The following is a 25560-nucleotide window of genomic DNA, read 5'->3' as shown; positions in this document are numbered from 1 at the left end:
AATGATTCAGTTAGACGAAAAAATATATTTTTATCTATTGTTCATCATACCGGTGATCATAGTCATCTTTCTATTGCTTTTGATTTGGAAAAAAAGGACCCAAAAAAAGTTTGCGGATTCCAAATTATTAAAGCGATTGACGCCTAGCAGATCCTATTACAAAGGCACCTTAAAGCTTATATTCTTTCTTTTGGGGCTTTCGGCCCTGATAATGGGTCTTGTAAATCCAAAAATTGGCACCAAGCTGGAGACTGTTAAAAGAGAAGGTGTGGACATCGTTTTTGCCGTGGACGTCTCAAAAAGTATGTTGGCGGAAGACATCGCACCAAACAGGTTGGAAAAAGCAAAACGACTGGTGTCGGAAATTATAAACCAATTGGCCAGTGACAGGATCGGGATAATAGCGTATGCAGGTCAGGCCTTTCCGCAATTGCCTATTACAACGGATTATGGGGCCGCCAAAATGTTTCTACAAAGCATGAACACAGACATGCTCACGTCGCAAGGAACGGCCATCAACGAGGCGATAGAATTGGCCACTACGTTTTACGATGACGAGGAACAGACCAACAGGGTCCTTTTCATAATTTCGGATGGGGAAGACCATTCGGAAGATTCCACCATGAGTGCCGTTGAGGAGGCCGTAGATGAGGGAATCACCATCTATACCATAGGTGTGGGGTCTGAAAAGGGTTCTGTCATCCCCATAAAAAGAAATGGCGTTATGGAATCCCTCAAGAAGGATGCGCAAGGCTTAGTGGTAATTACCAAACTGAACGAGGAAGTGTTGACCGAAATATCCAATGAGGGCAATGGCGCCTACATTGACGGTTCCAATACGGATGCCGCTGTAGAGTTCATCAAGGAAGAATTGCTGCAAATGGATAAAAAAGAGTTTGAGGCCAAACAATTTGCGGAATACAAGGACCAATTTCAATGGTTTCTGGCGGCTGGATTATTGTTCCTGTTTTTGGAAATTTTTATCTTGGACCGCAAGACAAAATGGTTGAAGAAACTCAATTTGTTTAACGAAAAACATCCGGAATAAAATGGGAAAATTGATCTATACATTTTTGCTCCTTTTCATTTCCGTTTCCGTTTTTTCACAGGAAGAGGATGCAAAGGAAAAGGAGAGGGCCTTAAGGACCTCTACCAACCTAACATGGGATGGGAACAAGAACCTTTCCGAAAATAATTTTGTGCAGGCCGAAGTAGATTACAGACAGGCCATTGCCAAAAGCCCCGAAAATGTGGCCGCTCCTTATAATTTAGGAACTGCCTATTACAATAACGAAACCTATAGCGAAGCCTTTGGAAGGTTTAAGGAAGCAGGGGAGGTCGCCACATCAAAAAAGGATAAACACAAGGCCTATCACAACATGGGCAACGTGTTCATGAAACGTAAGGATTACTCCAAAGCCGTGGAAGCCTATAAGGAAGCCCTTAGAAACGACCCTACGGACGATGAAACCCGATACAATCTTGCCCTGGCCAAGGAAATGCAAAAAAAGGAGGAAGAGGAAAACAAGGACAAGAACGACGAGAACAAGGACCAGCAGGACCAAGAGGACAAAAAGGACCAGGATCAAAATAAGGACGGGGACAATAAGGAGGACCAAAACCAGGACAACAAAGATCAGGGAGAAAATGGCAATGAGGGAGATAAGGGCGACGAAAAGAAGGATGAGAACAAAGAAGGTGATGGTGACCAAAAAGAGGAGCAGAACAAGAAACCAGAGCAAGGCGACCAACCCCAGGACCAACCGCAACGAAAACCTAACCAGCTCTCAAAGCAACAGGTAGAGAACCTTTTAAGGGCGATGCAAAACGCTGAAAAGCAGGTTCAGGAGAAAATAGATGCCAAAAAGGTAAAAGGTGCAAAAGTGAAGAACGAAAAAGACTGGTAGGCAAGAGTCCATGATCAAGAAGCTAATTATACTAATTCCTTTTTTCTTTCTCTCCTTTTTAGTGAAGGCGCAGGATGCCGACGCCGTTACCTTTGAAATACAGCTGAGCAAACCAAAATTGGGATTGAACGAGCGACTTCGTGTAGATTTTACCATGAACAAGGACGGGGACAATTTCAATCCCCCGGATTTTAATGGGTTCCGGGTCTTAATGGGCCCTTCCCAATCCATAAGTTCATCCTGGATCAATGGTGTAAGAAGCTATTCCAAAACCTATTCCTATACCTTGGCTCCCATCGCCAAAGGAAAGTTTACTATTGAACAGGCGACCATCGTTATTGCCGGTAAAACCTATAAATCTCTCCCAAAGGAAATAGAAGTGACGGCCGCTGTGGACAAGCCCAGTGATCAGATGACGGCAGAGGATGTAGCCGATGAAAACCTGCATCTCGTGGCCGAGGTTTCCAAAACAAATCCATACCTCAACGAAGCCATAAGTGTGGTATATAAACTCTATGTGAGCCCAAATATCAGTGTTTCCAATTATCAGCCTCTGGATAATCCTACTTATAATAACTTTTGGAGTCAGGATATCAAAGTTTCTAGGCTAACGGCACAAAATGGTACCTATCAAGGCAAACCTTACAGGTATGTTGTTCTAAAAAGAGTGGTGCTCTATCCGCAAAAAACTGGGAAATTGGAAATTGAACCCTTGTCCTTGGACGTCACCGTGGACGTTCCAACCAGTAGAAGGGACTTTTTTGGGGGCAGGATCTATTCCCAAACCAATAAAACCGTTTCGGCCGGCAACAGGGTAATAAACGTAAAAAGCCTTCCTACCGCCAATCAACCGGCAAATTTCACCGGAGCTGTGGGTGAATTCGATTTTTCGGTCAATACAACAAAAACGGAACTAAATGCGACGGAATCCCTACAGGCTACCGTTGAAGTTAGCGGTAAAGGAAATTTAAAGCTTTTCAAACTTCCAGAACCGGAACTTCCAAGCTCATTGGAAGTATATGAACCGGAGTTTACCGAAGATGTACGCACGAACCTCAGCGGCATGCAGGGAAAAGTGAGCAATAGTTATACGATCGTACCTTCTTTTAGGGGCAAGTATCCCATCCCTTCTATATCCTTTAGCTTTTTTAATCCGAAGACGGAACGATACGAGACCTTAAATTCGGACGAAATCATCATCAATGTACTTGAGGGGCCCAATAATAGTGGAAGCCTCTCCAACTCGGCCATTGGTCAAACGAACAAACAGCAGGTGGTGACTACGGGGAGCCAATTCAATTTTATAAAGCTTTCCCCCAATCTTACGAATATGGGAACCTCTTATTTCTTTGGGTCCACACGGTATTATTTATGGCTCCTTCTACCCTTACTGTTAATTCCCTTAGCGATAATCCTACGGAAGAAAAGGGATGCCATCGCGGAAGATGTAGTGGGAAATAAGATAAAGCGCGCCAATAAATTGGCCAGAAAATATCTTTCCGCAGCCCGAAAGGAACTTGGCAACAAAGATGCGTTCTATATAGCTTTGGAACGTGCCCTGCACAATTACCTGAAAGCCAAGCTAAAAATAGAAACCTCTGAATTCAGTAAGGATAAAATTTCCCAACTTTTGAACAAAAAGGGTATAGAGGAAACAACTATATACGAATTCATTGGACTGCTACAGAATTGTGAGGCGGCCAGATATAGCCCATTCTCCAATGTAGAAATGCAAAGGGACTACGACAAGGCAAGTGAGGTAATTTCTTTAATGGATAAACAATTGTAGGTATGATCAAAAAATTATCCATATTAATGCTACTAATGGGATTCCTTGGGAACTCACAAGGTACCAACTTGTTTGATCAGGCTACCGAAGCCTATAACAACGGTGAGTATGAAAAAGCTATTGAGGCGTACGATAAAATTTTGGAAAACAATCAGCACTCCGCAGCTTTGTATTATAACCTTGGGAACGCCTACTACAAGTTAAACCAAATACCGGAGAGTATTTATTATTACGAGAAATCACTTTTGTTGAATCCGGACGACCAAGAAGTACGAACCAATCTGACCTATGCCCAGAATATGACCTTGGATGCCATAGAAACGCTGCCCCAGACCGGACTTTCGCGCATTTATAAGACTATAACCTCCCGGTTAACCTTTGACCAATGGGCCTACGCAAGCATTTTTTGCATGATTTTGTTCGTGCTCCTTTATATTGCCTTTTATTACAATCAATATTCCACTAGAAAAAGGTTCGCCTTTATTGGAAGTTTAATCGCATTGTTCCTTTGTATCGTATTCATAGTATTTGCTTCCGTGGAGTTCAGTTCCTATCAGGCGGATAATCCCGCCATTATTTTTGCCGATGAGGTGAACGTACGTTCGGAGCCCAATACTTCTAGTGAGGATATATTTACCTTGCACTCCGGAACCAAGGTAAACGTTTTGGACAGTCTCAACGACTACCGAAAAATTAGGCTGGCCGACGGCAAAACGGGTTGGATACCTGCCAGTGATCTTAAGGTCTTAAAGGATTTTTAAAATCAATTAAACCTGACATACAGATATACCTTCAGTAGATATTCAGTATATTCGTCAAAACAGACCAATAAATTTGAAATCACTCGTAGTTTACTTTTTGTCATTTTCTTTATTGATTGCCATATTAGCTCCGTCCATTGGCACATTGATGGAGCTATTTGATGGTGAACAGATTGTAATGGATTTTAATGAAGAAGAGGAAAATTATGAAACCACGATAGAGTTTGCCGAAAAGCATTTTGTAAACAACAACCTTCAAAATGATATGTCCTTTTTAGCATTTGGGAAATTACATTCTTTCTCCAAAGATGATACATGTTTAATCCTTTCCAATTTTAAAGAAGTATTCTTACCTCCTCCAAAAGTGTAAATTTTCTTTCCGTTAAATAACGATTTAAAAATTCACTTGACCACCTATTTGGTCTACTTTAAAAGATTTCAAAAAACATGTTCAAACATTTAAAAAGCGATATACCCGCGAGTATCGTGGTATTCTTTGTAGCACTTCCCCTTTGTTTGGGAATTGCCCTGGCAAGTGGCGCACCCTTATTCTCGGGCCTGATTGCGGGAATTATTGGCGGGATTGTAGTAGGCGCCCTAAGCGGTTCCAATATTGGTGTTAGCGGACCGGCGGCGGGTCTGGCGGCCATTGTATTAACGGCGATAGGAGCGCTCGGCGGATATCAGAACTTTTTGGTAGCCGTTGTCATTGGCGGTGTCATTCAATTGATTTTTGGCCTCTTGAAGGCCGGTATCATCGGATATTATTTTCCTTCCTCCGTAATCAAGGGAATGTTGACGGGTATCGGTATCATCATCATCTTGAAACAAATACCGCATTTTTTTGGATATGATCCAGACCCAATGGGGGATATGGCATTTATTCAAGCCGATGGCAATAATACCTTTACCGAAATTATCGATACTATCGACCACATAAGTCCTGGAGCTACCCTGATTGCGATTATAGGATTGGCCATATTAATCTTATGGGACAAAGTTCTTTCTAAAAAGGGGAAAATATTCGCTCTGATACAAGGTCCTCTGGTGGCCGTTGCCCTTGGTATTATATTTTATCTACTTACAAAAAATGACGAATTTCTATCCATTTCCCAGAAACATTTGGTGACTGTTCCAGTTCCCGAGGATGCTGCATCCTTTTTCGCTCAATTTAGTTTTCCAAATTTTTCCGCAATTACAAATCCCCAAATTTGGGTGACAGGTTTTACCATTGCATTAGTAGCTAGTTTGGAAACCTTACTTTGCGTGGAAGCTACCGATAAACTAGATCCCTATAAAAATGTAACCCCAACGAACAGGGAGCTTTTGGCCCAAGGAATGGGTAATATTTTTTCAGGATTAATTGGGGGCTTACCTATTACCCAAGTGATCGTAAGGAGTTCCGCCAATATACAATCAGGAGGTCGAACAAAACTTTCTGCCATCATTCACGGTTTCTTCCTCTTGTTCTCGGTAATTCTTATTCCGAAACTCCTAAACATGATACCCCTTTCTGTGTTAGCGGCCATCCTAATCATAGTAGGTTATAAATTGGCCAAACCGGCCCTGTTTAAAAAAATGTATAGTTTGGGTTGGAAACAGTCAGTACCTTTTTTTATTACAATCCTAGGAATCATTTTTACTGATTTGTTAATCGGAATTGCTCTAGGTTTATGTGTAGGTATTTTTGTAATTCTTCTGAAAAGCTACCAAAATTCCCATTTTTTGCAAAAAGAGAAAAATAAGGATGGGAAAAATATAATCAAACTGACACTTGCTGAAGAGGTCACCTTTTTCAACAAAGGAGCCATTTTAAAGGAATTGGAAAGTATCCCGGAAAACACTTTCTTGGAAATAGATAAATTAAAGACCCGCTATCTGGATTATGATATTATTGAAATATTGGAAGACTTTAGATTGAAAGCCAAGGAACGGAATATTGACATAAAGCTTTATTCTAAAAGGGGTACTATTGAAAATCCGCCAAGTTTTATCGAATTTTTTAAAAGTGATCCAAAGTCGGGTTACAATGTTACCTAATAAAAATTAAAAAGATATGAAAGCCCATACCAAAGAAACACAAGCAACAATGACCCCACAAAAGTCATTGCAATTTTTAAAGGAAGGCAATCAGCGTTTTCAGAATAACCTAAAAGCGAACCGCAATCTTTTGGAGCAGGTCAACGATACCAGCGAAGGACAATTTCCCTTTGCTACGATTTTAAGCTGTATCGACTCCAGGGTGTCCGCAGAACTGGTCTTTGATCAAGGATTGGGAGATATTTTCAGTGTGAGGATCGCCGGAAATTTTGTAAACGAGGATATTCTGGGGAGTATGGAGTTCGCCTGCAAATTGGCTGGGACAAAACTAATTGTCGTTTTAGGGCATACAAGTTGCGGTGCCATAAAAGGGGCTTGCGATCATGCCAGATTGGGGAACCTAACGGCTTTGATCAATAAGATAGAACCTGCAGTGGCTGCCGTTAAGGAACCGGTGGACGAAAGCAAAAGAAATTCCAAAAATTTGGAATTTGTGGATGCTGTAGCCGCAAAAAACGTTGAAATTACGATAGAAAATATCAGACAGCGTAGCAGGGTCCTCGCGGAAATGGAGGAACATGGCGAAATAATGATCGTAGGGGCCATGTACGATATATCTTCCGGATCCGTAGAATTTTACTGAAAAATAGCGCTTTTAAAGAAGGCCAAGACTAAGATTTGAGGCCGATACATGTAAGAATAGGTTATCTTTCCAAAGAACAATTGATTTCTATGGCCTCCAACTATTTAGACAGGATATTCGAGAACAATAGAAAGTGGATTCAGGACAAACTGTCCTTGCAGCCCAATTACTTCAATGAACTGGGCAAAGGCCAGAATCCTGAGTTTTTATATATAGGTTGTGCCGATAGCCGGGTTACCGCAGAGGAACTTATGGGGCTCAATCCCGGTGAAGTTTTCGTTCATAGGAATATTGCCAATATGGTCATTAACATAGACCTGAATACCATGTCCGTGGTGGAATACGCCGTAGAGCATCTCAAGGTAAGCCACCTTGTAGTCTGTGGTCATTACGCGTGTGGCGGCGTAAAAGCCGCTATGCAATCAGCCGATCTGGGCATACTAAATCCATGGTTGCGATGCATTCGAGATGTGTATAGAATCCATAAGGATGAACTGAACACCATAGAGGATGAAGAAAAAAAATACGACCGACTTGTAGAGCTGAATGTTCAGGAACAGTGTGTGAACCTTATAAAAACGGCGGTGGTACAAAAAGCATATAGGCAAAGGGAACTTACGGTGCACGGCTGGGTATTTAATGTACACTCCGGGGAACTCATTGACCTGAATATCGATTTTGAGGGGATTCTAAAGGAAATTATGGAAATATATCATTTGGATTGACCCCTTTCAATTTACCTTGGTTGCATATCTTAATCCCCAAAAACACATTCCACCTTTTTTAAAAGTTTTAAATTTGCGGCTTTAATCAAGCATTATGATTGATAAAATCAAGGAACAAATTGCAGAAGTATCCTCTTTCACCACTGACAATCTGGATGCCGTAGAGGCATTTAGAATAAAATATTTGGGCAAGAAAGGGGTCTTGAACGATTTTTTTGCAGAGTTCAAGAATGTTCCTAACGAGCAAAAAAAGGAATTTGGCCAAACCATCAACCAATTAAAACAGGCCGCTACGGAAAAGGTGGAGCTCTTGAAACAGGCCTTGGAGCAAAACGCATCCGAAGAAAAACTTTTTGGCGATCTTACGCGACCCGGTAACCCCACCGAATTGGGCGCAAGACATCCCATTTCCATTGTCAAGAACAAGATTATAGATATTTTTTCAAGAATAGGGTTCAATGTTTCGGAAGGACCTGAAATTGAGGATGATTGGCACAATTTTACGGCCCTGAACCTACCGGAGTATCATCCTGCACGCGATATGCAGGACACCTTTTTCGTACAAACTAATCCGGATATTCTACTCAGGACTCATACCTCCTCGGTTCAAGTGCGGTATATGGAAAACAACAAACCGCCCATTAGAACGATTTCCCCTGGAAGGGTTTATAGGAACGAGGCAATATCGGCGAGGTCCCATTGTTTTTTTCATCAGGTGGAAGGGCTATATATTGATAAGGATGTCTCGTTTGCCGATTTAAAACAGACGCTACAGTACTTCACCACGGAACTTTTTGGAAAGTCCAAGATTCGGTTACGCCCCTCCTATTTTCCATTTACCGAACCCAGTGCGGAAGTTGACGTTTATTGGGGGCTGGAAACCGAAACCGATTATAAAATGACCAAAGGTACCGGATGGTTGGAGATTATGGGCTGTGGGATGGTAGACCCAAACGTCCTTAAAAACTGCAATATTGACCCGGAAATCTATTCCGGCTTCGCCTTTGGTATGGGTATAGATAGGATTGCCCTTTTGCTGCATCAAATCAGTGACATACGTTTGTTGAGTGAAAACGATATTCGGTTTTTGGAACAATTCAAAAGTTCCCTATAAGCATTGGATGTAAAATTCTTCGGATAAATAACGGATATTTTTGAAAAAAGACATCGAAATACCTATTGCCAAAGACGTGTATATTGCCCTTGTTTACGAGTGGAACGATGAATTCCTGTCCAAGGATTGGAACGCTTACATTATTAATAATAGGAAAACGCCCATTGAAATGGCCCTGATCGTTTCAAAGGGATATGACGAAAAGGTAAAAACCTCCACCATGCGGCATGCCATTGGGGTCGTAGCTGCCAAATCCTTTGAAAAAGTGGAGCTTGTACAGGAAGAAGTGCTGCGCCTTAACAATGAGTTTTTTGTTACCTATTATGCGGATAACAAGCTTTATGAAAAGAAGTTCCTCTTTGAAAAGGGTTCCGTCAACGAACAGAACCTTACCCATGTTCCTTTGATTGAAAAGGATGGGATATTCGCAAAATAGCCCTGTTTTTTGACCCATTAATTGTCATATTGATAGTTTTATGAGTCTATTATTATTCATGTAAAATTTTAACTGCCTGATTTTTACATTATTAAGATAGGATTTGGACCTGCCTAGTTTTAAATTAGTCTCTATAGCTAATTAAACCCTATAGAACTAATGGAAACAGGAAAATTAAATCGTAGAAACTGGCTAAAGACAGGATTGCTCACAGCGGGAGGCATTACGCTATTTCCCCACTTAGGTATTTCTGAAGTGCCTAAAACTTATATTCCTTTGGATGCCAAAGGCAACGCCCTATATAGTCCCTTTTTTAAGGAATTCATCCCCAAGGAATTTCCTGAAGAAACCAAACTTTTGGCAAAGCTGAACGCCAACGAAAATCCTTATGGGCCATCGCCAAAAGCGGTGGAAGCGCTCAAAAATGTAGCTACCAAAGGAAACCGATACGCCTGGCGGGAACTGTTCGACTTAATCGATAAAATCGCCGCGGAAGAAGGGGTAAGTCCAAAAAATATCATGATGGGACCTGGATCTTCAGATCTTCTGGAAAAAACGGGTATGGTGCTGTTCTTGAACGGAGGCAATGTCGTATCCGCGGACCCGTCCTATATGTCCTTGATGCAAGTAGCCCAAGCCACGGGTGCAAGTTGGAAGCCCGTTCCATTGAAAGATGACTGGTCGCACGATTTAAAGACCATGGAAGAAGCCATCGACTCTGAAACGAAGCTTGTGTACATCTGCAACCCAAACAATCCTACCGGTAGTATTACGGATAGTACAGAATTGTTGGATTTCTGTTCCAGGGTTTCTGAAAAAGTACCTGTTTTCGTCGATGAGGCCTACTTGGCATTCCTGGAGGACGGCGCCAAACAAAGTATGGTCAGCCTCATAAACGAAGGAAAGGATGTAATCATCGCGAGGACCTTCTCAAAAATCCATGGCATGGCAGGGCTTCGGGTTGGTTATATCGTGGCACAGGAATCCACCTTGGAAAAAATTCAGAAAATCACCAGAGGCGGCATGGGAATATCCTATACATCCATCTTTGCCGCTTTAGCGAGTATGGACGACAAAGAGTTCCAAAATATGTCCCGAGAAAAAAATGCGGCGGCTAGGGAGTATGTATACAAAAGCCTAACAAAATTGGGCTATGACTACGTGCCTTCCCATACAAGTTTTATCATTTTCCCCATAGAGATGAACGGAAAACTATTCCTCGATAAGATGCTTGAAAAACAGGTAGGGGTCAGGGCCTTTGAATTTATGGGTAAAAATTGGTGCCGTGTGAGCATGGGCACCATGGACGAAATGAAAATATTTACGGCGGCGCTTACGGACGTATTAGCATAAAAACATGGATTATACTTTACAAAAGACGTTTACCTTTTTGTTATTTATTGGCATTGGTCTGCTCCTAAAGCTCAAATTTGGTTCCAAGGAGGAATTGACCGGTATCAAGAAAATAATTTTAAACCTTGCCTTGCCCGCTACTATTTTTATTGCCCTATTGGGCGTTCAAATTGACGCGGCGCTTCTTTCTTTGCCATTTTTGGCACTTGCCTTAAACATCCTATTGTTTTTGTTGTTCCCCTACCTTATGCTCCTTACCGGGATAAAGAGGGACACCCCGGAATACCGTACGGCAAGGTTGTTGGTTCCTTCCTTGGCACCTGGACTTTCCTGCTTTCCATTTGTTTTGGAATTTTTGGGCGAGGCCTATTTGGCAAAGGCGGCAATGGCAGACCTGGGCAATAAAGTCTTTGTACTGATAATCCTCTACTTGGTGGCCATGAATTGGTATTATAGCAAACGAGCGATTACAGACCAATCACGAGCTGCAAAATTGAAGTCTTTGACAATGGCAATGATCTCCGAACCCGTAAATATCTTTATAGTCATTGCCTTGATTTTGGTATTTTTTGGTTTTAAAATGGAGTCGTTGCCATTTTTCATTAGCGATACGTTGACCCGGCTTAGCGTAATCATGACACCGTTGGTACTATTGTTCATAGGCTTGGCGGTGAAAATAAAAAAAGAGCAGATTTATAAGATTTTTTCGCTTCTGTTTTTAAGGGCCGGCTTTGTTGGCATCCTTTCCGGAGTATTTATTTTGATAGCCAAGGTAGAGGTTCAACAGGATATTTTGGTCCTGCTTTCATTTGGACTAAGTGCCTGTAGCTTTTGGCCCTTTTCGCACATTGCCGTAGTGGGTTCCCAAGAAATGGACATAAAAAAGAAGCACAAAACTTTTAATGCCACTTTTGGCGTTAACATCCTGGCGTTATCCTTTCCTTTGTCCACGGTTTTAATCCTGGGGATTTTATCCAGTGGAAACCTTTTCTCAAATGGATATTCCGTGTTGGTTTTAGGCTTGATTTTTTCCTTTGTAGGCGCTGTCCCCTATTTGGTAAAACAGCTATTCAAAACCAGAAAAAAGGTAGGTCAAAAAAAGGCCGATTGGGTTATATACAAAACCACCCGTACGGAAACGACTTAATTTTTTATGCAAAGAATACTTTAAACAACGTCCTATCGTAAGGGAAATCCCTTGGCCGCCCACCAAGGGTGCATTTCAATAATCAGCCTGCCTGCCTTTACCATAGGGTCCATATTGGCCAGACTATCGGCCATTTCAAAGGTGGGTGTATTGTAAATGGTAATGCCCCTAATGTCCCCATCATCCCCAAATGGCCCGGAGATATCGGCATAACCCAGTTCGTACATTCGGCCTAAATGTGCCAAATGTAAGGACTGAAGACTATCCGCTTCTTCCTTTGTTTGGCTCCTGTTAGGTCCTGATTTTAAGAACGCTATAAAATATTGCTGCATCAACACGGTATCTTTGGTATCCTCATCTACATAATCGAAGATTTCATAGCCTTTATCCGTCAATTCCTTTTTTATTTCTGCGCTGGTTTTGGTTGGTTCTTCCAAGGCGCTATTCATTTCCAGCTGCTGTCTTGGATTTCCACAGGAACAGATGAACGTCAGTACCAATAATTTAAGAACATTCCTCATATTACCAGGTATTAAAAGGTTGTTTGCTTAATTGCGAATTGTAATATTTAATATCTCCGGTGACTTCCTCCCCCAACCAATGGGGCTTTTGGAATAGTTCACTTTCAGTGGTGAGTTCGATTTCTGCCAAAATAAGACCCTTGTTCTCCCCATCGAATACGTCGACTTCAAAATTGTGACCCTCAAAAGGCACTAAATACCTTGTCTTCTCCAAAACGCCCTTCTCACATAGTTGGAGCAACTTTTGGGCATCGATATGCGCTATTTCAGTCTCCCATTCAAAACGGGTGGTCCCGGTTTCGTTCGATTTTCCCTTAACCGTCAAAAAACCCTTCTCCTCTTTTATGCGTATCCTCACGGTCCTTTCAGGGTGTGTGTTCAAAAATCCCTGAATGATTTTGGTACTTGAAACCGCATTGTCCACAAAATGCATGGACTTGACCAAGAATTTACGTTCAATCTCAATCATGATTTGCGATTATTTTTATTTCATCCGAAGTAATTCTTCCGCTTGCTTCTTCCCCATTGGCCAATTTCAGCATACATATCGCTATTTCCTTGGGATGAATGGACCGATATTTTCTCAATGGCCCCACCATAAATACATTTAAAACCTTAAATAATTGCTTTGCCAGCCACTCGCCAGGACGTCGTTCTTCCCGTGGTCCGGAAATTAAGGAAGGCTGTAAAATATAGGTCTTCGATATCCCTATTTTTAATACCGCTTCTTCCATTTCTCCCTTTACCCTGTTGTAGAAAATGGAACTATTCGGATCGGCACCCAAAGCGGAAATGACCAAAAGTTTTTCGATACCCTGTTTGCTGCATATTTGTGCGGCGGAAACAGGAATTCCATAATCTATTTTATGGTACAGTTCCTTGTCCGGGGTTTTGGAATTTGTCGTGCCTATGCAACAAAATACCTCGTCTGCCTTAAATTTAGGATTAAAACCTTCCAAGTTTAGGACATCCTCAATATGTTCCTCGATCTTATCCGATACAATATTTACACGATTTCTGGAGAACAGTTTTATTCTATCGTATCGGTCATCCTCCAGCAAAAGCTGTAAAAGTATACCGCCGGTAAGACCGGTAGCCCCAAGAATAATTGCAGTTTTTTTGTTTTGGTACATCAAATTAAATATACCTTAATTTTACAGGATGTCCAATGATTTTCCTTTACGAAAGATTATCCACGTGGATATGGACGCATTTTATGCCTCCGTAGAACAGTTGGACAATCCTGATCTTAGGCAAAAGCCCGTAGCCGTGGGTGGCAATGAGCTGCGCGGCGTTGTTTCGGCGGCAAGCTATGAGGCTAGAAGATTTGGGGTACGCAGTGCCATGAGCGGTATATTGGCCAAGAAAAAATGTCCGGACCTCATCTTCGTAAAACCTCGCTTTGACCGTTACAAGGAAATTTCCAAACAGATTAGGTCCATATTTTATGATTATACGGATTTGGTAGAGCCCTTATCGTTGGACGAAGCGTATCTGGATGTTACTGTGAACAAAAAAGGGAATCCTTCAGCCACGCTGATCGCCAAGGAAATTAGGGATAGAATCCTGAAGGAAACAGGGCTAAATGCATCGGCAGGTATTTCCATAAATAAGTTCATTGCCAAGGTGGCCAGTGATGTAAACAAGCCAAACGGACAAAAAACGGTAAACCCGGAGGAGGTACAAAGGTTCTTGGAAGAATTGGAAATACGGAAGTTTTATGGTGTTGGAAAGGTTACGGCCGACAAGATGTACGGCCTTGGTATTTTTACCGGTAAGGACCTAAAGGGAAAATCGCTTGCCTTTTTGGAGGAACATTTTGGTAAAAGCGGAAGCTATTATTTCCAAGTGGTACGAGGCATTCACAACAGCCCCGTGAAACCCCATAGAATACCAAAATCCGTAGGTGCGGAACGTACCTTTAACGAAAATTTGAGCAGTGAAATATTTATGTTGGAACGCTTGGAACACATTGCCAGTGAACTGGAAAAACGACTTCAAAAATCCAAAATAGCGGGAAAAACGGTAACGTTGAAAATAAAATACAGCGATTTTACCTTAAACTCCCGTAGTAAAACCTTACCTTATTTTATATCGGACAAAAAACTGATACTTGAGACGGCAAAAGAGTTGTTGTACCAAGAAAGGTTACAGAACTCTGTAAGGCTTTTAGGGATTTCACTATCCAATTTAAATACGGAAAAAAAGGAGCAGCCCAAAAAAGAGAATGAGACCGTTTCCTATCAGCTTAAGTTTGATTTTTAGTTTTCTTTTAAAGACCCTTTATTTAAAGGATCTAACTAAATTACCTGCATGGAGGCAAGGGTAGCCAACCATACAATGACCGAGGACAAAAAGATACCAATAGCATTGGCCCAAAAAGCCTTTTGCCTCTCAATTTTGAATAGATAAGTAGCTATGCTACCTGCATAAACACCAGTACCTGGGAGTGGTATCATTACGAAGAAAATCAACCCAAAAAAGCCAAATTTTTTGATTTTATCGCCAGAACCCATTTTTGCCCTTCTTGCAACGAATAAAGCCGATTTTTTATAGAAGTGCCAACGTGTAAAATAAACATTGATTTTATCTAAAAAGAACATCATCATGGGAAAGACAAGGACATTTGCCAAAAAGCAAAAAATAAATACAGCGTAGATGTCCAACCCTTTAAGCACACCGTATGGTATCCCTACCTTGGCCTCTCCAAAAGGGGAAAAACTCCACAATATTGCCAAAAGAAAATCAAATATCACAAACAGGTTAATTTAGGTCTACGAAGCTAGTCATCCTTCTGATTAAGGCACCTGTTCCAATTCATAAAAAAGAACTAAAGTTAAGGGTCGATACAAATTCAACGATTCTCCGAAGATTGTGTCAAAAGGATAATTATTCTATTAGAACATGAAATACCTATAATAAAAAAAAGACCTGATGAATTCATCAGGTCTATAAAACGGTATTATTTTTTGCTCTTTAAAAATTACAGGTCTCTATTTCCGTGACCCTTAGTGTATTTACCATTCCTTTTGCCTTTATGGGCATGGCCGCCAAACTTACCAGCATATCGCCAACTTCCAAATAGCCTTTTTTACAGGCAATTCCGTTAACATCCTCAATGGTCTGGTCCGTAGATACAAACTTATCATAATAGAACGCCTTTACGCCCCACAAAAGATTCAACTGCGTAAGGATTCTTTTATTGGAAGTGAATACCAGTATGTGTGCACTTGGTCTCCACGCCGATATCTGAAATGCCGTATAGCCACTATTGGTCAATGTGGAAATGGCCTTGGCCTTAATTTCATTGGCCATGAGAGCTGCGTGAAAACATATCGATTTTGTGATATATCTATTAGTCCTAACGTGTGGTGGCTCATGAGGGACCTTAATTAATTCCGATGATTCCACACTCCTAAGGATACTGGCCATTTTTTCGATTACCTGCACCGGATAGTTTCCAACGGAAGTTTCACCGGATAGCATTACGGCATCCGCACCATCCATGACCGAGTTGGCAACGTCGTTCACCTCTGCTCTGGTAGGGGTCAAACTGGTAATCATCGTCTCCATCATCTGGGTGGCAATAATTACGGGAATTCGTGCCTTTTTGGCCCTAAGCACCAATTTCTTTTGAATCAAAGGTACCTCTTGTGCCGGTACTTCAACACCTAAATCTCCCCTGGCAACCATTAAACCATCACAATACGCGACAATCTTATCAATATTCTCAACAGCCTCCGGCTTTTCTATTTTTGCAATTATTGGGATTTTATGAGCGGAGTGTTGCTTAATTATGTTCTGAAGGTCAATCAAATCCTGGCTGAATCTTACAAAGGATAATGCAATCCAATCCACTTCCAGAGAAATCGCAAATTCCGCATCCTTGATATCCTTTTTGGTAAGGGCCGGTAGGGAAATGTTCGTGTTTGGAAGGTTCACCCCTTTCTTAGACTTTAGTGGCCCTCCTTGAATCACTTTTGCCCTAACTTCAGATTCCCCGTTCGTTGATACGACCTCGAATATCAGCTTTCCGTCGTCCAAAAGGATACGTTCACCGGGTTTTACGTCCCTAGGGAATTCCTTATAGTTCATGTATACCCTTTCTGCCGTACCTTCAAAGGGTTCGCCTGTTACGAAGGTAAGTTCGTCGCCAGGGCTCACAACAACTTCACCAGACATTACACCAACTCTAAGTTTAGGTCCTTGCAAATCGGCCAAAATAGCCGTATTGGTTTCCAACTCTTCATTGAGCTCACGTATAAGGTCTACCCGTTCCTTAACATCTTTATAGTCGGCATGGGAAAAATTTATCCTAAAGACATCTACTCCTGCCAGCATCATGCTTCTAAGCACATCTTTCTTACTTGTAGCAGGGCCTAGGGTTGCTACGATCTTTGTCTTCTTGTTGCTTGACATTATTAAAAAATTAAATTATTTCTAGATTTTAGTTTGTTTATATCTACCTCGTAGGCGGCCATTATCTTAGGAATGCCCAAAAGGGTTTTTATTATTTTACTGCTATCCACTGTATCCTCATCTCCCTCTATTTTCAGGAAATAATCCACCTCTTTAAGCTCCGGGATCAAACGGGGAGTGGAATAGGTTGTTTCGTACTGAAACAGGTCATTGTTGGTTACCAACTCTTTTTTCGCGCTTTGATTGGAAACGAGCACCCAATACCTGTAATTTAACTCATCTTCCCAATCATAATACGGGAAGGACCTATTTTCCGATAAATCAAAATCCGCCTTGCCCCTAATAAAATTCGATTTTAGTATACTGTTTAATCCGTAGGCAATGGCATAATCCTCCAAAGTGCTATGCAAAGCGACTAAAAGAAAGGATTCATCAAAAAAATCATCTTTTATTTTATACACTGCCGACATACACACTCAAAAACGGTAAATATAGAACTATTAAAGAATAAAGCCTAACGGCTAAATAAGTTTAAGATGTGGTTTTGATTACGAAAACGTTAGCGTTTTGTTGTAATTCTAACGATTCTATTTCATTCTATCCTGTAGTGCAAAAAATGCCCTTTTGGATGCTCTTTCCTCAGCTTTCTTTTTAGAGGTAGCCCTAGCCTTGGCCACTACGTTATCATTTATGGAAAGCTTTACGGCAAAATGCTTTAACGAATCGTTCCCTGTGTCCTCGTAAACATTAAAATTAAATGATTTTTTTTGCTTTTGGCACCACTCTATAATCAGACTTTTATAACTTATAACCTTTCCTTCCAACTGTTCGATATCCACATACGGCTCTATGACCCTAGTATTTATGAACTTTTCACAGTATTTATAGCCCCTATCCAAATAAATAGCGCCAATCAATGCCTCGAATACGTTTCCATGTATATTTTCCCCAAAATGCGATTTTGGAATCCTACTTTCTACATACTTGATCAGGTCCAAATCCTTACCCAATTCGTTCAGGTGTTCCCTACTGACGATTTTGGATCGCATTTTGGTCAAATACCCTTCATCACCTTCCGGGACTTCATTGTATAAATGTTTGGAGATAATGGTTCCAAGCATGGAATCCCCCAAAAACTCCAATCGTTCATAGTTCATTGGATTTCCATTTTCATCCTTTTGGTTCATTGATCGGTGCAAAAAGGCCTTTTTATAATAAACCAAATGCTTTGGTTTAAATCCCAAAATCCTTTTTAGTCCTAAAAAAAAATCCCCATCCTGTTTAGAATGGGAATTGAATATATTTTTAGGAAAGGTCATAAAGGTTTTAGTCTATTTTTTTAAAGACAACACAGGCATTATGCCCCCCAAATCCAAAGGTGTTACTCATGGCAACCCTAACATCTCTTTTTTGGGCCTTGTTGAGCGTTAGGTTTAGACTAGGATCTATGTTTTCGTCTACTGTTGTATGATTGATAGTCGGCGGAACCATGCCATGTTCCATAGCCAGAATGGAGGCAATGGCCTCTATGGCACCCGCGGCACCCAACAAATGCCCAGTCATGGACTTTGTAGAATTGATATTTATATTTTTGGCATGTTTCCCAAATACTTCCGATATGGCCTTCAACTCGGCGACATCCCCTAAGGGTGTAGAAGTACCATGGGTATTAATGGCATCCACTTCCTCGATGCCAATACCAGCATCGCGAAGGCAGTTTTCCATTACCTTAACCACACCGATACCATCTGGATGTGGAGCGGTCATATGATAGGCATCACTGGATAGTCCCCCTCCTACAACTTCGGCATATATTTTTGCCCCTCTTGCCTTGGCATGCTCATACTCCTCAAGTATCAATGCTCCTGCGCCTTCTCCTAAGACAAAACCGTCCCTAGTAGCATCGAAGGGTCTTGAGGCCGTTTCCGGACTATCGTTTCGTGTAGAAAGTGCGTGCATGGCACCAAAACCGCCCATACCTGCAATGGTTACGGCAGCCTCGCTACCTCCAGATACGATGACATCACAATGGCCCAGACGTATGTAGTTGAGAGCGTCTATCAAAGCATTTGCAGAGGATGCACATGCTGAAACCGTTGTATAATTTGGTCCCATAAAACCATGCTTTATGGAAATATGTCCGGGAGCAATATCCGCGATCATTTTGGGTATAAAGAAAGGGTTAAACCTTGGTGTTCCGTCCCCTTGGGCAAAATTCATCACCTCATTTTGAAAGGTCTCCAAACCACCTATGCCGGCACCCCAAATGACCCCGGTGCGGAATTTGTCCAGTTTGTCCAGATCCAATCCGGAATCCTTTATGGCCTCATCCGAAGAAATAAGCGCATACTGTGCAAATCTGTCCAGTTTACGTCCTTCCTTACGATCAAAATAATCCTCTGTATTGTAGTTTTTTAGTTCGCAGGCGAATTTTACCTTAAATTTTTCAGTGTCATAATATGTTATGGGTGCGGACCCACTTTTACCATTTACAAGACCGTTCCAATACTCCTCAATATTGTTACCAATTGGGGTAAGAGCACCCAATCCAGTAACGACAACTCGCTTTAATTGCATTGAACTTTTTTTTAGTTTAGAAATAAACTGAAGGTAAATTAAAAAAAATTATCCATGCGGAGCATTTACCACATGGATAATTTAAATTCTGTTTAAGAAATCATCAAATTACTTTGCTTCTTCTATATAGCTAATGGCTTGGCCAACTGTTGCGATGTTCTCAGCTTGATCATCAGGGATTTGAATATCGAATTCCTTTTCGAACTCCATAATCAACTCAACAGTATCCAATGAATCTGCCCCTAAATCGTTCGTAAAGCTAGCTTCTGATACCACCTCGTTTTCGTCAACTCCTAATTTATCAACAATGATAGCCTTAACTCTTGATGCAATGTCTGACATAATAATATTGGTTTTAAAAATTTAAATTGAAGGCAAAAATATAAAACTTTGGATTAATTACACTAATTGTCGTTAAAATGTAAGGTAATTTAAGAAAATAAAAATCATACTTCCCTACATGAAACCATAAATTTTTCTTCCGAAAACGATGTGCCCTCTAACGTCATTTATGAACAAAACCTTGGTGCTTACTTTATTTCTGTTTTCTTTTGCCCTTAAATTCTCAGAATTCTTCCATCCTAACCTTAAAACAAGAACCATTGGACGTTAAAAAAATAGTACTATTTGCATCGGGTTCCGGCTCCAATGTGGAAAATATTGTCCGTTATTTTGATAAGAATGACAACGTACAGATTGAGGCGGTATTTACGAATAAACGGAATGCCCAAGTATTGGACAGGTGTAACAGGCTGAACGTTAACGCTATATACTTTAATAGACATTCTTTCCTTGGGGGTGATTTTGTATTGAACATCCTAAAGGGAATACAACCGGACCTAATCGTTCTTGCTGGTTTTCTTTGGAAGATTCCTGAGGACATGGTTGATGCCTTTCCCAATAAAATCATAAACATCCACCCCGCCCTATTGCCCAAATACGGGGGTAAGGGAATGTATGGCATGAACGTACATACTGCGGTAAAGGAAAATAAGGAAACAGAAACCGGCATAACGATTCATTATGTAAATGCCCAATACGATGAAGGTGCGGTCATAAAACAAGTAAAAACCGTAATTTTTGCGAATGATAGCCCAGCGAATATAGCGGAAAAAGTGCACCATTTGGAGTATGAACATTTTCCAAAGGTGATTGAAGATATCTTAAAAACACAGAACTGATTCAGATTTCCGCCTTCGCGGAAATGAAAAAACAGGTTTCCTATGGGTAAAAAACAAAAGTTCTACGTGGTTTGGAAGGGCAAACGACCCGGAATCTATGAGACTTGGGAAGATTGCAAGGCTGCCATCAACGGGGCAAAAGGGGCGGAATACAAATCATTTGAAACGTTTGATTTGGCAAAAAAAGCCTTCAACGGAAATTTTGCTGATTTTAAAGGGAATAAAAAAGGTGCAACTGAGCTGTCCCCGGCCGAACTTCTTAAAATAGGCCAGCCCAATTATCATTCCATTTCCGTAGATGCCGCATCCAGTGGAAATCCCGGAATCATGGAGTATCAGGGTGTGGATACCAAGTCCAAAAAAAAGTTATTTAAGCAAGGACCTTTTGAAGAAGGCACTAATAATATCGGCGAGTTTTTGGCCATTGTTCATGGCCTGGCCTTTCTAAAGGAACGGAATAGTGACAGAATAATCTATACCGATTCCCGTACAGCGATGAGTTGGGTACGAAAGAAAAAATGCAATACAAATTTGTCCCAAAACCCTAAAAACAAAGCCTTGTTCGACCTGATACGAAGGGCGGAAAATTGGTTGAAGACAAACTCGTACAAAACGCCGATTGTAAAATGGGAAACCAAGGCATGGGGCGAAATTCCTGCAGATTTTGGACGAAAGTAACTTTTGATAACTATTCAAAATTGTGCTTGCCTTTAAACCACAATTCAGTTGGCAAATCCGTATATTTGCACTTCATTTTTAACTACGGTATGGGCAAGCTTTTAATAGTAGGTACGGTCGCATTCGATGCCATTGAAACACCTTTTGGCAAAACGGACAAAATTTTGGGAGGAGCCGCTACTTTTATTGGTCTTGCAGCTTCACAATTCGATGTGGATGCTGCCATCGTTTCTGTAGTTGGGGAAGACTTTCCCAAGGAGTATCTGGACCTATTGGAAGAAAGGAACATAGACATTTCGGCTCTTGAGGTAGTCAAGGGAGGTAAAACTTTTTTTTGGAAAGGCAAGTACCACAACGACCTTAATTCTAGGGATACTTTGGTAACGGAACTCAATGTTTTGGCCGATTTCAATCCTATTGTCCCAGATGGTTTCAAAGACTCCGATGTGGTTATGCTGGGAAATCTACACCCAAATATCCAAATGGGTGTAATTAATCAGATGGAAAAACGACCAAAGCTCATCATTTTGGATACCATGAATTTTTGGATGGACCATACTTTGCCAGAATTGACCGAAGTAATCAAAAAAATAGATGTGCTGACCATCAACGATGAGGAAGCAAGACAGCTAACCGGTGAATATTCTTTGGTTAAGGCCGCACAGAAAATCTTTGAAATGGGTCCAGATTATGTTGTCATTAAAAAGGGTGAACACGGAGCTTTGCTTTTTCACGAGGAACAAGTGTTCTTTGCCCCGGCTTTACCGCTCGAAGATGTTTTTGACCCCACGGGTGCCGGTGACACCTTTGCCGGAGGATTTTCGGGTTACTTAGCGGCATCGGAAGATTTTACCTTTGAAAATTTGAAAAAAGCCGTAATCCATGGTTCTAACTTAGCCTCCTTTTCTGTTGAAAAATTTGGTACGGAACGGATGTTGGACCTAGAAAGGGATGAAGTAATTATAAGGTTACATCAATTTAAGGCACTAACACAGTTTGAAATTGAATTGCACTAACCCCACGCCCCTCTCTTGGGGTTTTTTTAATACTAAAACCAATGAGTGACGCTATTAAGCACGAGTGTGGCATCTCGGTCATAAGACTACTCAAGCCGCTTGAATATTATAAGGAAAAATATGGGTCCGCCTTTTATGGGGTAAACAAGATGTACCTCATGATGGAAAAGCAGCATAACCGTGGCCAGGACGGTGCGGGTTTTGCCAGCATAAAGTTGGATGTGGAAGCGGGTCAACGATATATGAGTAGGGTGCGTTCCTGTCAACAACAACCTATCCAGGATATTTTTGCCCAAATAAACGAACGAATCAATAAGGAACTTAAGGAAAATCCAGAATATGAAAATGATGTTGCACTACAAAAAAAGAACATTCCATATATAGGAGAACTATTATTGGGGCATGTTCGCTATGGCACTTTTGGAAAGAACAGTATAGAAAGTGTACATCCTTTTTTGAGGCAAAACAACTGGATGCATCGAAACCTCATCGTTGCCGGAAACTTTAACCTCACCAACGTACACGAGCTGTTCAACAATTTGGTACAATTGGGCCAACACCCAAAGGAAATGGCGGACACGGTTACCGTCATGGAAAAGATAGGCCACTTTTTGGACGATGCCGTTGCCAAACTTTACAAACAAATAAAAAAGGAAGGTTACAGCAAGCAGGAAGCGTCCCCTATCATAGCAGAAAGGCTAAAGGTTTCGAAAATATTAAAAAGGGCCGCCAAGAATTTTGACGGTGGTTTTGCCATGGCAGGTCTTCTGGGCCATGGAGATGCTTTTGTTCTAAGAGATCCCGCCGGAATTAGGCCAGCCTATTATTATAAGGACGATGAGATTGTGGTGGTTGCTTCGGAGAGACCGGCCATACAAACGGTCTTTAACGTTCCATTTGAAGAGGTTAAGGAATTGGAGCCGGGCAATGCCATTATCGTAAAAAAGAACGGCACCACAAGAATCAAACAAATCTTGGAACCAAGGGAAAGAAAGGCATGCTCCTTTGAACGGATTTACTTTTCCAGGGGAAGTGACAAGGAAATCTATCAGGAGCGAAAAATGTTGGGCAAACTGGTATTCCCCCAAATCCTCAAGGCCATAGACCACGACCTCAAGAATACCGTTTTTTCCTATATCCCAAATACGGCGGAAACTTCGTTCTTTGGAATGGTAAAAGAGGCCCAAAACTATCTAAATAAGAAAAAGGAAGAGCAAATTCTTGCCATCGGTGCAAAAATCACCAGTGAGGAGCTACATGAAATTCTTGAGGTAAGGCCCAGAATTGAGAAGGTTGCCATCAAGGATGCCAAACTTAGGACGTTTATAACCCAGGATGACAGTAGGGATGACTTGGTTGCCCATGTCTATGACATTTCCTATGGCTCCGTAAAAGAAGGGGACAACCTAGTGATTATAGACGACAGTATTGTGAGAGGTACTACTTTGAAGAAAAGTATCTTAAAGATTTTGGATAGGCTGTCTCCAAAGAAAATCATTGTTGTTTCTTCAGCCCCCCAAATTAGGTATCCCGACTGTTACGGAATCGATATGGCGAAACTTGAGGATTTTATAGCCTTTAGGGCGGCACTTGCTTTGCATGAGGAGAATAACACCATGCATGTGATTAAGGAGGTCTATCAAAAATGTATTGACCAAGTGAAGTCAAAAGACAGTGATATCATAAATTATGTGAAGGAGATTTATGCCCCTTTTAGTGCCGAACAAATATCCCATAAGATTGGACAGCTATTAAGCCCGATTGATATAAAGGCCGAAGTTCAAATAATCTATCAAGGAATATCCGGTCTCCATGAAGCGTGTCCTAAAAATCTGGGAGATTGGTACTTTACTGGAAAATATCCTACACCTGGGGGAAACAGAGTCGTAAACAGGGCTTTCATCAATTTTTATGAGGGTAGAAACGAAAGAGCCTATTAAAAAACAAAACCGTTTAACCTGAAACCTATGCGTTACATCGACAAAATGTGCATTTCGTCGATGTAATAGTTTTTCGGGTAGGACTAAACTTAATTTTAAACTTGCCATAGCATAAGTAGGTTAAGTTCATGGTAAGATTTGGGGCAAAAAAGGTGGAGACTCTCCACCTTTTTTATTTTCTTTCATTTACATACGTACATCTTTCCCTTACTGTAGGATAATAACACAGCTGAGGTATTTCAACTAAGGTTTACGCCGTTCAACCAATTCCTTTTATTTCCGCGTTTCTTGCTTATATCTTTGGAGAACCATAGCATAAGTAGGTTAAGTTCATGGTAAGATTTGGGGAAAAAAGGTGGAGCTTTGCTCCGCCTTTTTTATTTCATAAAATTGGAAGATGCATACCCCACAAGAAATCAGGCTCCTATAAAAAGAAAATAAATTTTTTTAACAATTCTTTTTTTATTTCCCACAATACCAGTAATTTAGTTTTGCCATAGCATAAGTAGGTTAAGTTTATGGTAAGATTTGGGACGAAAAGGGTGGAGGCTTCTCCGCCCTTTTCTATTATTGAAAGCATAAAAAAACCGCTTTGGAACTATTTCCATAGCGGTTTTTAAAGTTTTAATAAATTGAAAGGTACCTAGTTATTTATTCTTGGAATACAATTTTGAAACCTCGTCCCAATTTATGATGTTAAAAAACGCGTCAATGTACTCAGGGCGTTTGTTCTGATAGTTTAAATAATAGGCGTGTTCCCAAACATCCAAACCTAAGATTGGATATCCTCCACAACCTACACCCGGCATTATTGGGTTGTCCTGATTGGGGGTCGAGCAGATTTCGAGCTTTCCACCTTTATGCACACAGAGCCAAGCCCAACCGGACCCAAACCTAGTTCCTGCGGCATCGCTGAATTTTTCCTTAAAGGTATCGAAGGAGCCAAAGGCATCGTCTATGGCCTTGGCCAAATCCCCGGATGGGGTTCCTCCACCCTTTGGGGACAGAATGGTCCAAAACAAAGCATGGTTGTAAAAACCTCCCCCATTATTTCGAACCGCCATGTTGTTCATATCCAAATTGGTCAAAATATCCTCAATAGATTTGCTGCTCAAATCGGTACCCTCAATGGCCGCATTAAGCTTGGAGGTATATCCGTTATGATGTTTTGTATGATGTATTTCCATTGTCCTAGCATCTATATGTGGTTCTAAAGCCTCATAAGCATAGGGCAAGTTCGGTAATTGAAAAGCCATAATTTTTTGTTTTTAGATTAATAATTGTAGTTCTTCAAAATTAAGGATTTTAACATT

27 protein-coding genes are annotated in these 25560 nt (G+C 41.1%); 17 read left to right on the top strand and 10 right to left on the bottom strand.

Annotation, left to right across the window (positions count from 1 at the left end; translation table 11 throughout):
• The first annotated feature begins 1 nt into the window (after position 1).
• The 12 genes from PP181_RS03595 (at position 2) to PP181_RS03540 (ending at position 11915) form a co-directional block, all read left to right on the top strand.
• Positions 2-1048 (top strand): VWA domain-containing protein, encoded by a 1047-nt coding sequence (locus PP181_RS03595; RefSeq protein WP_272636004.1) that lies wholly within the window; start codon positions 2-4, stop codon positions 1046-1048.
• Between the two features lies 1 nt (position 1049).
• Positions 1050-1907, top strand: a complete 858-nt coding sequence (locus PP181_RS03590) for a tetratricopeptide repeat protein (RefSeq protein ID WP_154917867.1) — start codon at positions 1050-1052, stop codon at positions 1905-1907.
• Between the two features lie 10 nt (positions 1908-1917).
• Positions 1918-3696 (top strand): BatD family protein, encoded by a 1779-nt coding sequence (locus PP181_RS03585; protein ID WP_272636003.1) that lies wholly within the window; start codon positions 1918-1920, stop codon positions 3694-3696.
• Positions 3697-3698: 2 nt separating this feature from the next.
• Positions 3699-4457, top strand: coding sequence for an SH3 domain-containing protein (locus PP181_RS03580; protein WP_272636002.1), 759 nt, complete (start codon positions 3699-3701; stop codon positions 4455-4457).
• A gap of 73 nt (positions 4458-4530) precedes the next feature.
• Complete coding sequence (locus PP181_RS03575) at positions 4531-4827, top strand: hypothetical protein (protein WP_138256798.1); 297 nt, start codon at positions 4531-4533, stop codon at positions 4825-4827.
• Positions 4828-4904: 77 nt separating this feature from the next.
• Positions 4905-6497: a SulP family inorganic anion transporter gene (locus PP181_RS03570; protein WP_272636001.1), complete on the top strand. Its 1593-nt coding sequence runs from the start codon at positions 4905-4907 to the stop codon at positions 6495-6497.
• Positions 6498-6513: 16 nt separating this feature from the next.
• Positions 6514-7140: a carbonic anhydrase family protein gene (locus tag PP181_RS03565; protein WP_138256796.1), complete on the top strand. Its 627-nt coding sequence runs from the start codon at positions 6514-6516 to the stop codon at positions 7138-7140.
• An 89-nt stretch (positions 7141-7229) separates the two neighbouring features.
• Positions 7230-7865, top strand: coding sequence for a carbonic anhydrase (locus tag PP181_RS03560; RefSeq protein ID WP_272636207.1), 636 nt, complete (start codon positions 7230-7232; stop codon positions 7863-7865).
• 94 nt (positions 7866-7959) lie between these two features.
• Positions 7960-8979: a phenylalanine--tRNA ligase subunit alpha gene (gene pheS / locus PP181_RS03555; RefSeq protein ID WP_138256794.1), complete on the top strand. Its 1020-nt coding sequence runs from the start codon at positions 7960-7962 to the stop codon at positions 8977-8979.
• A gap of 40 nt (positions 8980-9019) precedes the next feature.
• Positions 9020-9415, top strand: coding sequence for a hypothetical protein (locus PP181_RS03550; RefSeq protein WP_138256793.1), 396 nt, complete (start codon positions 9020-9022; stop codon positions 9413-9415).
• A gap of 159 nt (positions 9416-9574) precedes the next feature.
• Positions 9575-10768: a pyridoxal phosphate-dependent aminotransferase gene (locus PP181_RS03545; RefSeq protein ID WP_272635999.1), complete on the top strand. Its 1194-nt coding sequence runs from the start codon at positions 9575-9577 to the stop codon at positions 10766-10768.
• Positions 10769-10772: 4 nt separating this feature from the next.
• A complete protein-coding gene (locus PP181_RS03540; RefSeq protein ID WP_272635998.1) occupies positions 10773-11915 on the top strand; it encodes a permease in 1143 nt (380 codons plus the stop codon).
• A 32-nt stretch (positions 11916-11947) separates the two neighbouring features.
• Here the strand turns inward: PP181_RS03540 and PP181_RS03535 are convergent, their stop codons facing one another.
• From PP181_RS03535 to PP181_RS03525, 3 genes are read right to left on the bottom strand one after another with little or no spacing between them, the layout of a single operon-like run.
• Entirely contained in the window at positions 11948-12436 is a 489-nt protein-coding gene (locus tag PP181_RS03535) for a YciI family protein (protein WP_272635997.1), read from the bottom strand.
• 1 nt (position 12437) lies between these two features.
• Positions 12438-12905 carry a CYTH domain-containing protein gene (locus PP181_RS03530; RefSeq protein WP_154917858.1) on the bottom strand — a complete coding sequence of 156 codons (468 nt, stop codon included), beginning with the start codon at positions 12903-12905 and terminating at the stop codon, positions 12438-12440.
• Positions 12898-13569, bottom strand: a complete 672-nt coding sequence (locus PP181_RS03525) for an NAD-dependent epimerase/dehydratase family protein (protein WP_272635996.1) — start codon at positions 13567-13569, stop codon at positions 12898-12900. Before PP181_RS03525 ends, PP181_RS03530 begins: the two co-directional genes overlap by 8 nt.
• A 28-nt stretch (positions 13570-13597) precedes the next feature.
• Between PP181_RS03525 and dinB the strand changes: the two genes are divergently transcribed.
• Positions 13598-14701, top strand: a complete 1104-nt coding sequence (gene dinB, locus PP181_RS03520; RefSeq protein ID WP_272635995.1) for a DNA polymerase IV — start codon at positions 13598-13600, stop codon at positions 14699-14701.
• Positions 14702-14736: 35 nt separating this feature from the next.
• On the opposite strand, the gene PP181_RS03515 is transcribed toward dinB, so the two are convergent.
• From PP181_RS03515 to PP181_RS03490, 6 genes are all read right to left on the bottom strand, one after another.
• On the bottom strand, positions 14737-15192 hold the full coding sequence (locus PP181_RS03515; RefSeq protein ID WP_154917855.1) for a COG2426 family protein: 456 nt from the start codon (positions 15190-15192) through the stop codon (positions 14737-14739).
• A gap of 220 nt (positions 15193-15412) precedes the next feature.
• Positions 15413-16855 carry a pyruvate kinase gene (gene pyk / locus PP181_RS03510; protein ID WP_138256786.1) on the bottom strand — a complete coding sequence of 481 codons (1443 nt, stop codon included), beginning with the start codon at positions 16853-16855 and terminating at the stop codon, positions 15413-15415.
• Positions 16856-16857: 2 nt separating this feature from the next.
• Positions 16858-17325, bottom strand: coding sequence for an IPExxxVDY family protein (locus PP181_RS03505; RefSeq protein WP_272635994.1), 468 nt, complete (start codon positions 17323-17325; stop codon positions 16858-16860).
• Positions 17326-17442: 117 nt separating this feature from the next.
• Positions 17443-18174, bottom strand: a complete 732-nt coding sequence (rnc, locus tag PP181_RS03500) for a ribonuclease III (RefSeq protein ID WP_138256784.1) — start codon at positions 18172-18174, stop codon at positions 17443-17445.
• Between the two features lie 7 nt (positions 18175-18181).
• Positions 18182-19432, bottom strand: coding sequence for a beta-ketoacyl-ACP synthase II (gene fabF, locus PP181_RS03495; protein WP_272635993.1), 1251 nt, complete (start codon positions 19430-19432; stop codon positions 18182-18184).
• A 108-nt stretch (positions 19433-19540) separates the two neighbouring features.
• Positions 19541-19774: an acyl carrier protein gene (locus PP181_RS03490; protein ID WP_047247024.1), complete on the bottom strand. Its 234-nt coding sequence runs from the start codon at positions 19772-19774 to the stop codon at positions 19541-19543.
• A 260-nt stretch (positions 19775-20034) separates the two neighbouring features.
• Here PP181_RS03490 and purN point away from each other — a divergent pair, with 260 nt between their 5' ends.
• The 4 genes from purN (at position 20035) to PP181_RS03470 (ending at position 24247) form a co-directional block, all read left to right on the top strand.
• The gene (purN, locus tag PP181_RS03485; protein WP_272635992.1) at positions 20035-20613 is read left to right on the top strand and encodes a phosphoribosylglycinamide formyltransferase; all 579 of its coding nucleotides are present in this window, start codon (positions 20035-20037) and stop codon (positions 20611-20613) included.
• 42 nt (positions 20614-20655) lie between these two features.
• A complete protein-coding gene (locus PP181_RS03480) occupies positions 20656-21291 on the top strand; it encodes a ribonuclease H family protein (protein ID WP_272635991.1) in 636 nt (211 codons plus the stop codon).
• Positions 21292-21380: 89 nt separating this feature from the next.
• Positions 21381-22307: a PfkB family carbohydrate kinase gene (locus PP181_RS03475; protein WP_154917850.1), complete on the top strand. Its 927-nt coding sequence runs from the start codon at positions 21381-21383 to the stop codon at positions 22305-22307.
• Positions 22308-22348: 41 nt separating this feature from the next.
• Positions 22349-24247: an amidophosphoribosyltransferase gene (locus tag PP181_RS03470; protein WP_272635990.1), complete on the top strand. Its 1899-nt coding sequence runs from the start codon at positions 22349-22351 to the stop codon at positions 24245-24247.
• Positions 24248-24894: 647 nt separating this feature from the next.
• Here PP181_RS03470 and PP181_RS03465 read toward each other — a convergent pair.
• Positions 24895-25503, bottom strand: a complete 609-nt coding sequence (locus tag PP181_RS03465) for a superoxide dismutase (protein ID WP_138256778.1) — start codon at positions 25501-25503, stop codon at positions 24895-24897.
• Positions 25504-25560 lie beyond the last annotated feature (57 nt).

The sequence above is a fragment of the Maribacter sp. PR66 genome (genome assembly GCF_028464205.1).
Taxonomy (GTDB): Bacteria; Bacteroidota; Bacteroidia; order Flavobacteriales; family Flavobacteriaceae; genus Maribacter; species Maribacter flavus.
The sequence above is the reverse complement of the archived record's forward strand: the minus strand, read 5'-3'. Positions and strand labels throughout refer to the sequence as shown.

Bases quoted from the DNA above. Each gene is read 5' to 3' on its own strand.
- PP181_RS03595 (WP_272636004.1), top strand. From the start codon at position 2: ATGATTCAGTTAGACGAAAAAATATATTTTTATCTATTGTTCATCATA.
- PP181_RS03590 (WP_154917867.1), top strand. From the start codon at position 1,050: ATGGGAAAATTGATCTATACATTTTTGCTCCTTTTCATTTCCGTTTCC.
- PP181_RS03585 (WP_272636003.1), top strand. From the start codon at position 1,918: ATGATCAAGAAGCTAATTATACTAATTCCTTTTTTCTTTCTCTCCTTT.
- PP181_RS03580 (WP_272636002.1), top strand. From the start codon at position 3,699: ATGATCAAAAAATTATCCATATTAATGCTACTAATGGGATTCCTTGGG.
- PP181_RS03570 (WP_272636001.1), top strand. From the start codon at position 4,905: ATGTTCAAACATTTAAAAAGCGATATACCCGCGAGTATCGTGGTATTC.
- PP181_RS03565 (WP_138256796.1), top strand. From the start codon at position 6,514: ATGAAAGCCCATACCAAAGAAACACAAGCAACAATGACCCCACAAAAG.
- PP181_RS03560 (WP_272636207.1), top strand. From the start codon at position 7,230: ATGGCCTCCAACTATTTAGACAGGATATTCGAGAACAATAGAAAGTGG.
- pheS (WP_138256794.1), top strand. From the start codon at position 7,960: ATGATTGATAAAATCAAGGAACAAATTGCAGAAGTATCCTCTTTCACC.
- PP181_RS03545 (WP_272635999.1), top strand. From the start codon at position 9,575: ATGGAAACAGGAAAATTAAATCGTAGAAACTGGCTAAAGACAGGATTG.
- PP181_RS03540 (WP_272635998.1), top strand. From the start codon at position 10,773: ATGGATTATACTTTACAAAAGACGTTTACCTTTTTGTTATTTATTGGC.
- PP181_RS03535 (WP_272635997.1), bottom strand. From the start codon at position 12,436: ATGAGGAATGTTCTTAAATTATTGGTACTGACGTTCATCTGTTCCTGT.
- PP181_RS03530 (WP_154917858.1), bottom strand. From the start codon at position 12,905: ATGATTGAGATTGAACGTAAATTCTTGGTCAAGTCCATGCATTTTGTG.
- PP181_RS03525 (WP_272635996.1), bottom strand. From the start codon at position 13,569: ATGTACCAAAACAAAAAAACTGCAATTATTCTTGGGGCTACCGGTCTT.
- dinB (WP_272635995.1), top strand. From the start codon at position 13,598: ATGTCCAATGATTTTCCTTTACGAAAGATTATCCACGTGGATATGGAC.
- pyk (WP_138256786.1), bottom strand. From the start codon at position 16,855: ATGTCAAGCAACAAGAAGACAAAGATCGTAGCAACCCTAGGCCCTGCT.
- PP181_RS03505 (WP_272635994.1), bottom strand. From the start codon at position 17,325: ATGTCGGCAGTGTATAAAATAAAAGATGATTTTTTTGATGAATCCTTT.
- rnc (WP_138256784.1), bottom strand. From the start codon at position 18,174: ATGACCTTTCCTAAAAATATATTCAATTCCCATTCTAAACAGGATGGG.
- fabF (WP_272635993.1), bottom strand. From the start codon at position 19,432: ATGCAATTAAAGCGAGTTGTCGTTACTGGATTGGGTGCTCTTACCCCA.
- PP181_RS03490 (WP_047247024.1), bottom strand. From the start codon at position 19,774: ATGTCAGACATTGCATCAAGAGTTAAGGCTATCATTGTTGATAAATTA.
- PP181_RS03480 (WP_272635991.1), top strand. From the start codon at position 20,656: ATGGGTAAAAAACAAAAGTTCTACGTGGTTTGGAAGGGCAAACGACCC.
- PP181_RS03475 (WP_154917850.1), top strand. From the start codon at position 21,381: ATGGGCAAGCTTTTAATAGTAGGTACGGTCGCATTCGATGCCATTGAA.
- PP181_RS03470 (WP_272635990.1), top strand. From the start codon at position 22,349: ATGAGTGACGCTATTAAGCACGAGTGTGGCATCTCGGTCATAAGACTA.
- PP181_RS03465 (WP_138256778.1), bottom strand. From the start codon at position 25,503: ATGGCTTTTCAATTACCGAACTTGCCCTATGCTTATGAGGCTTTAGAA.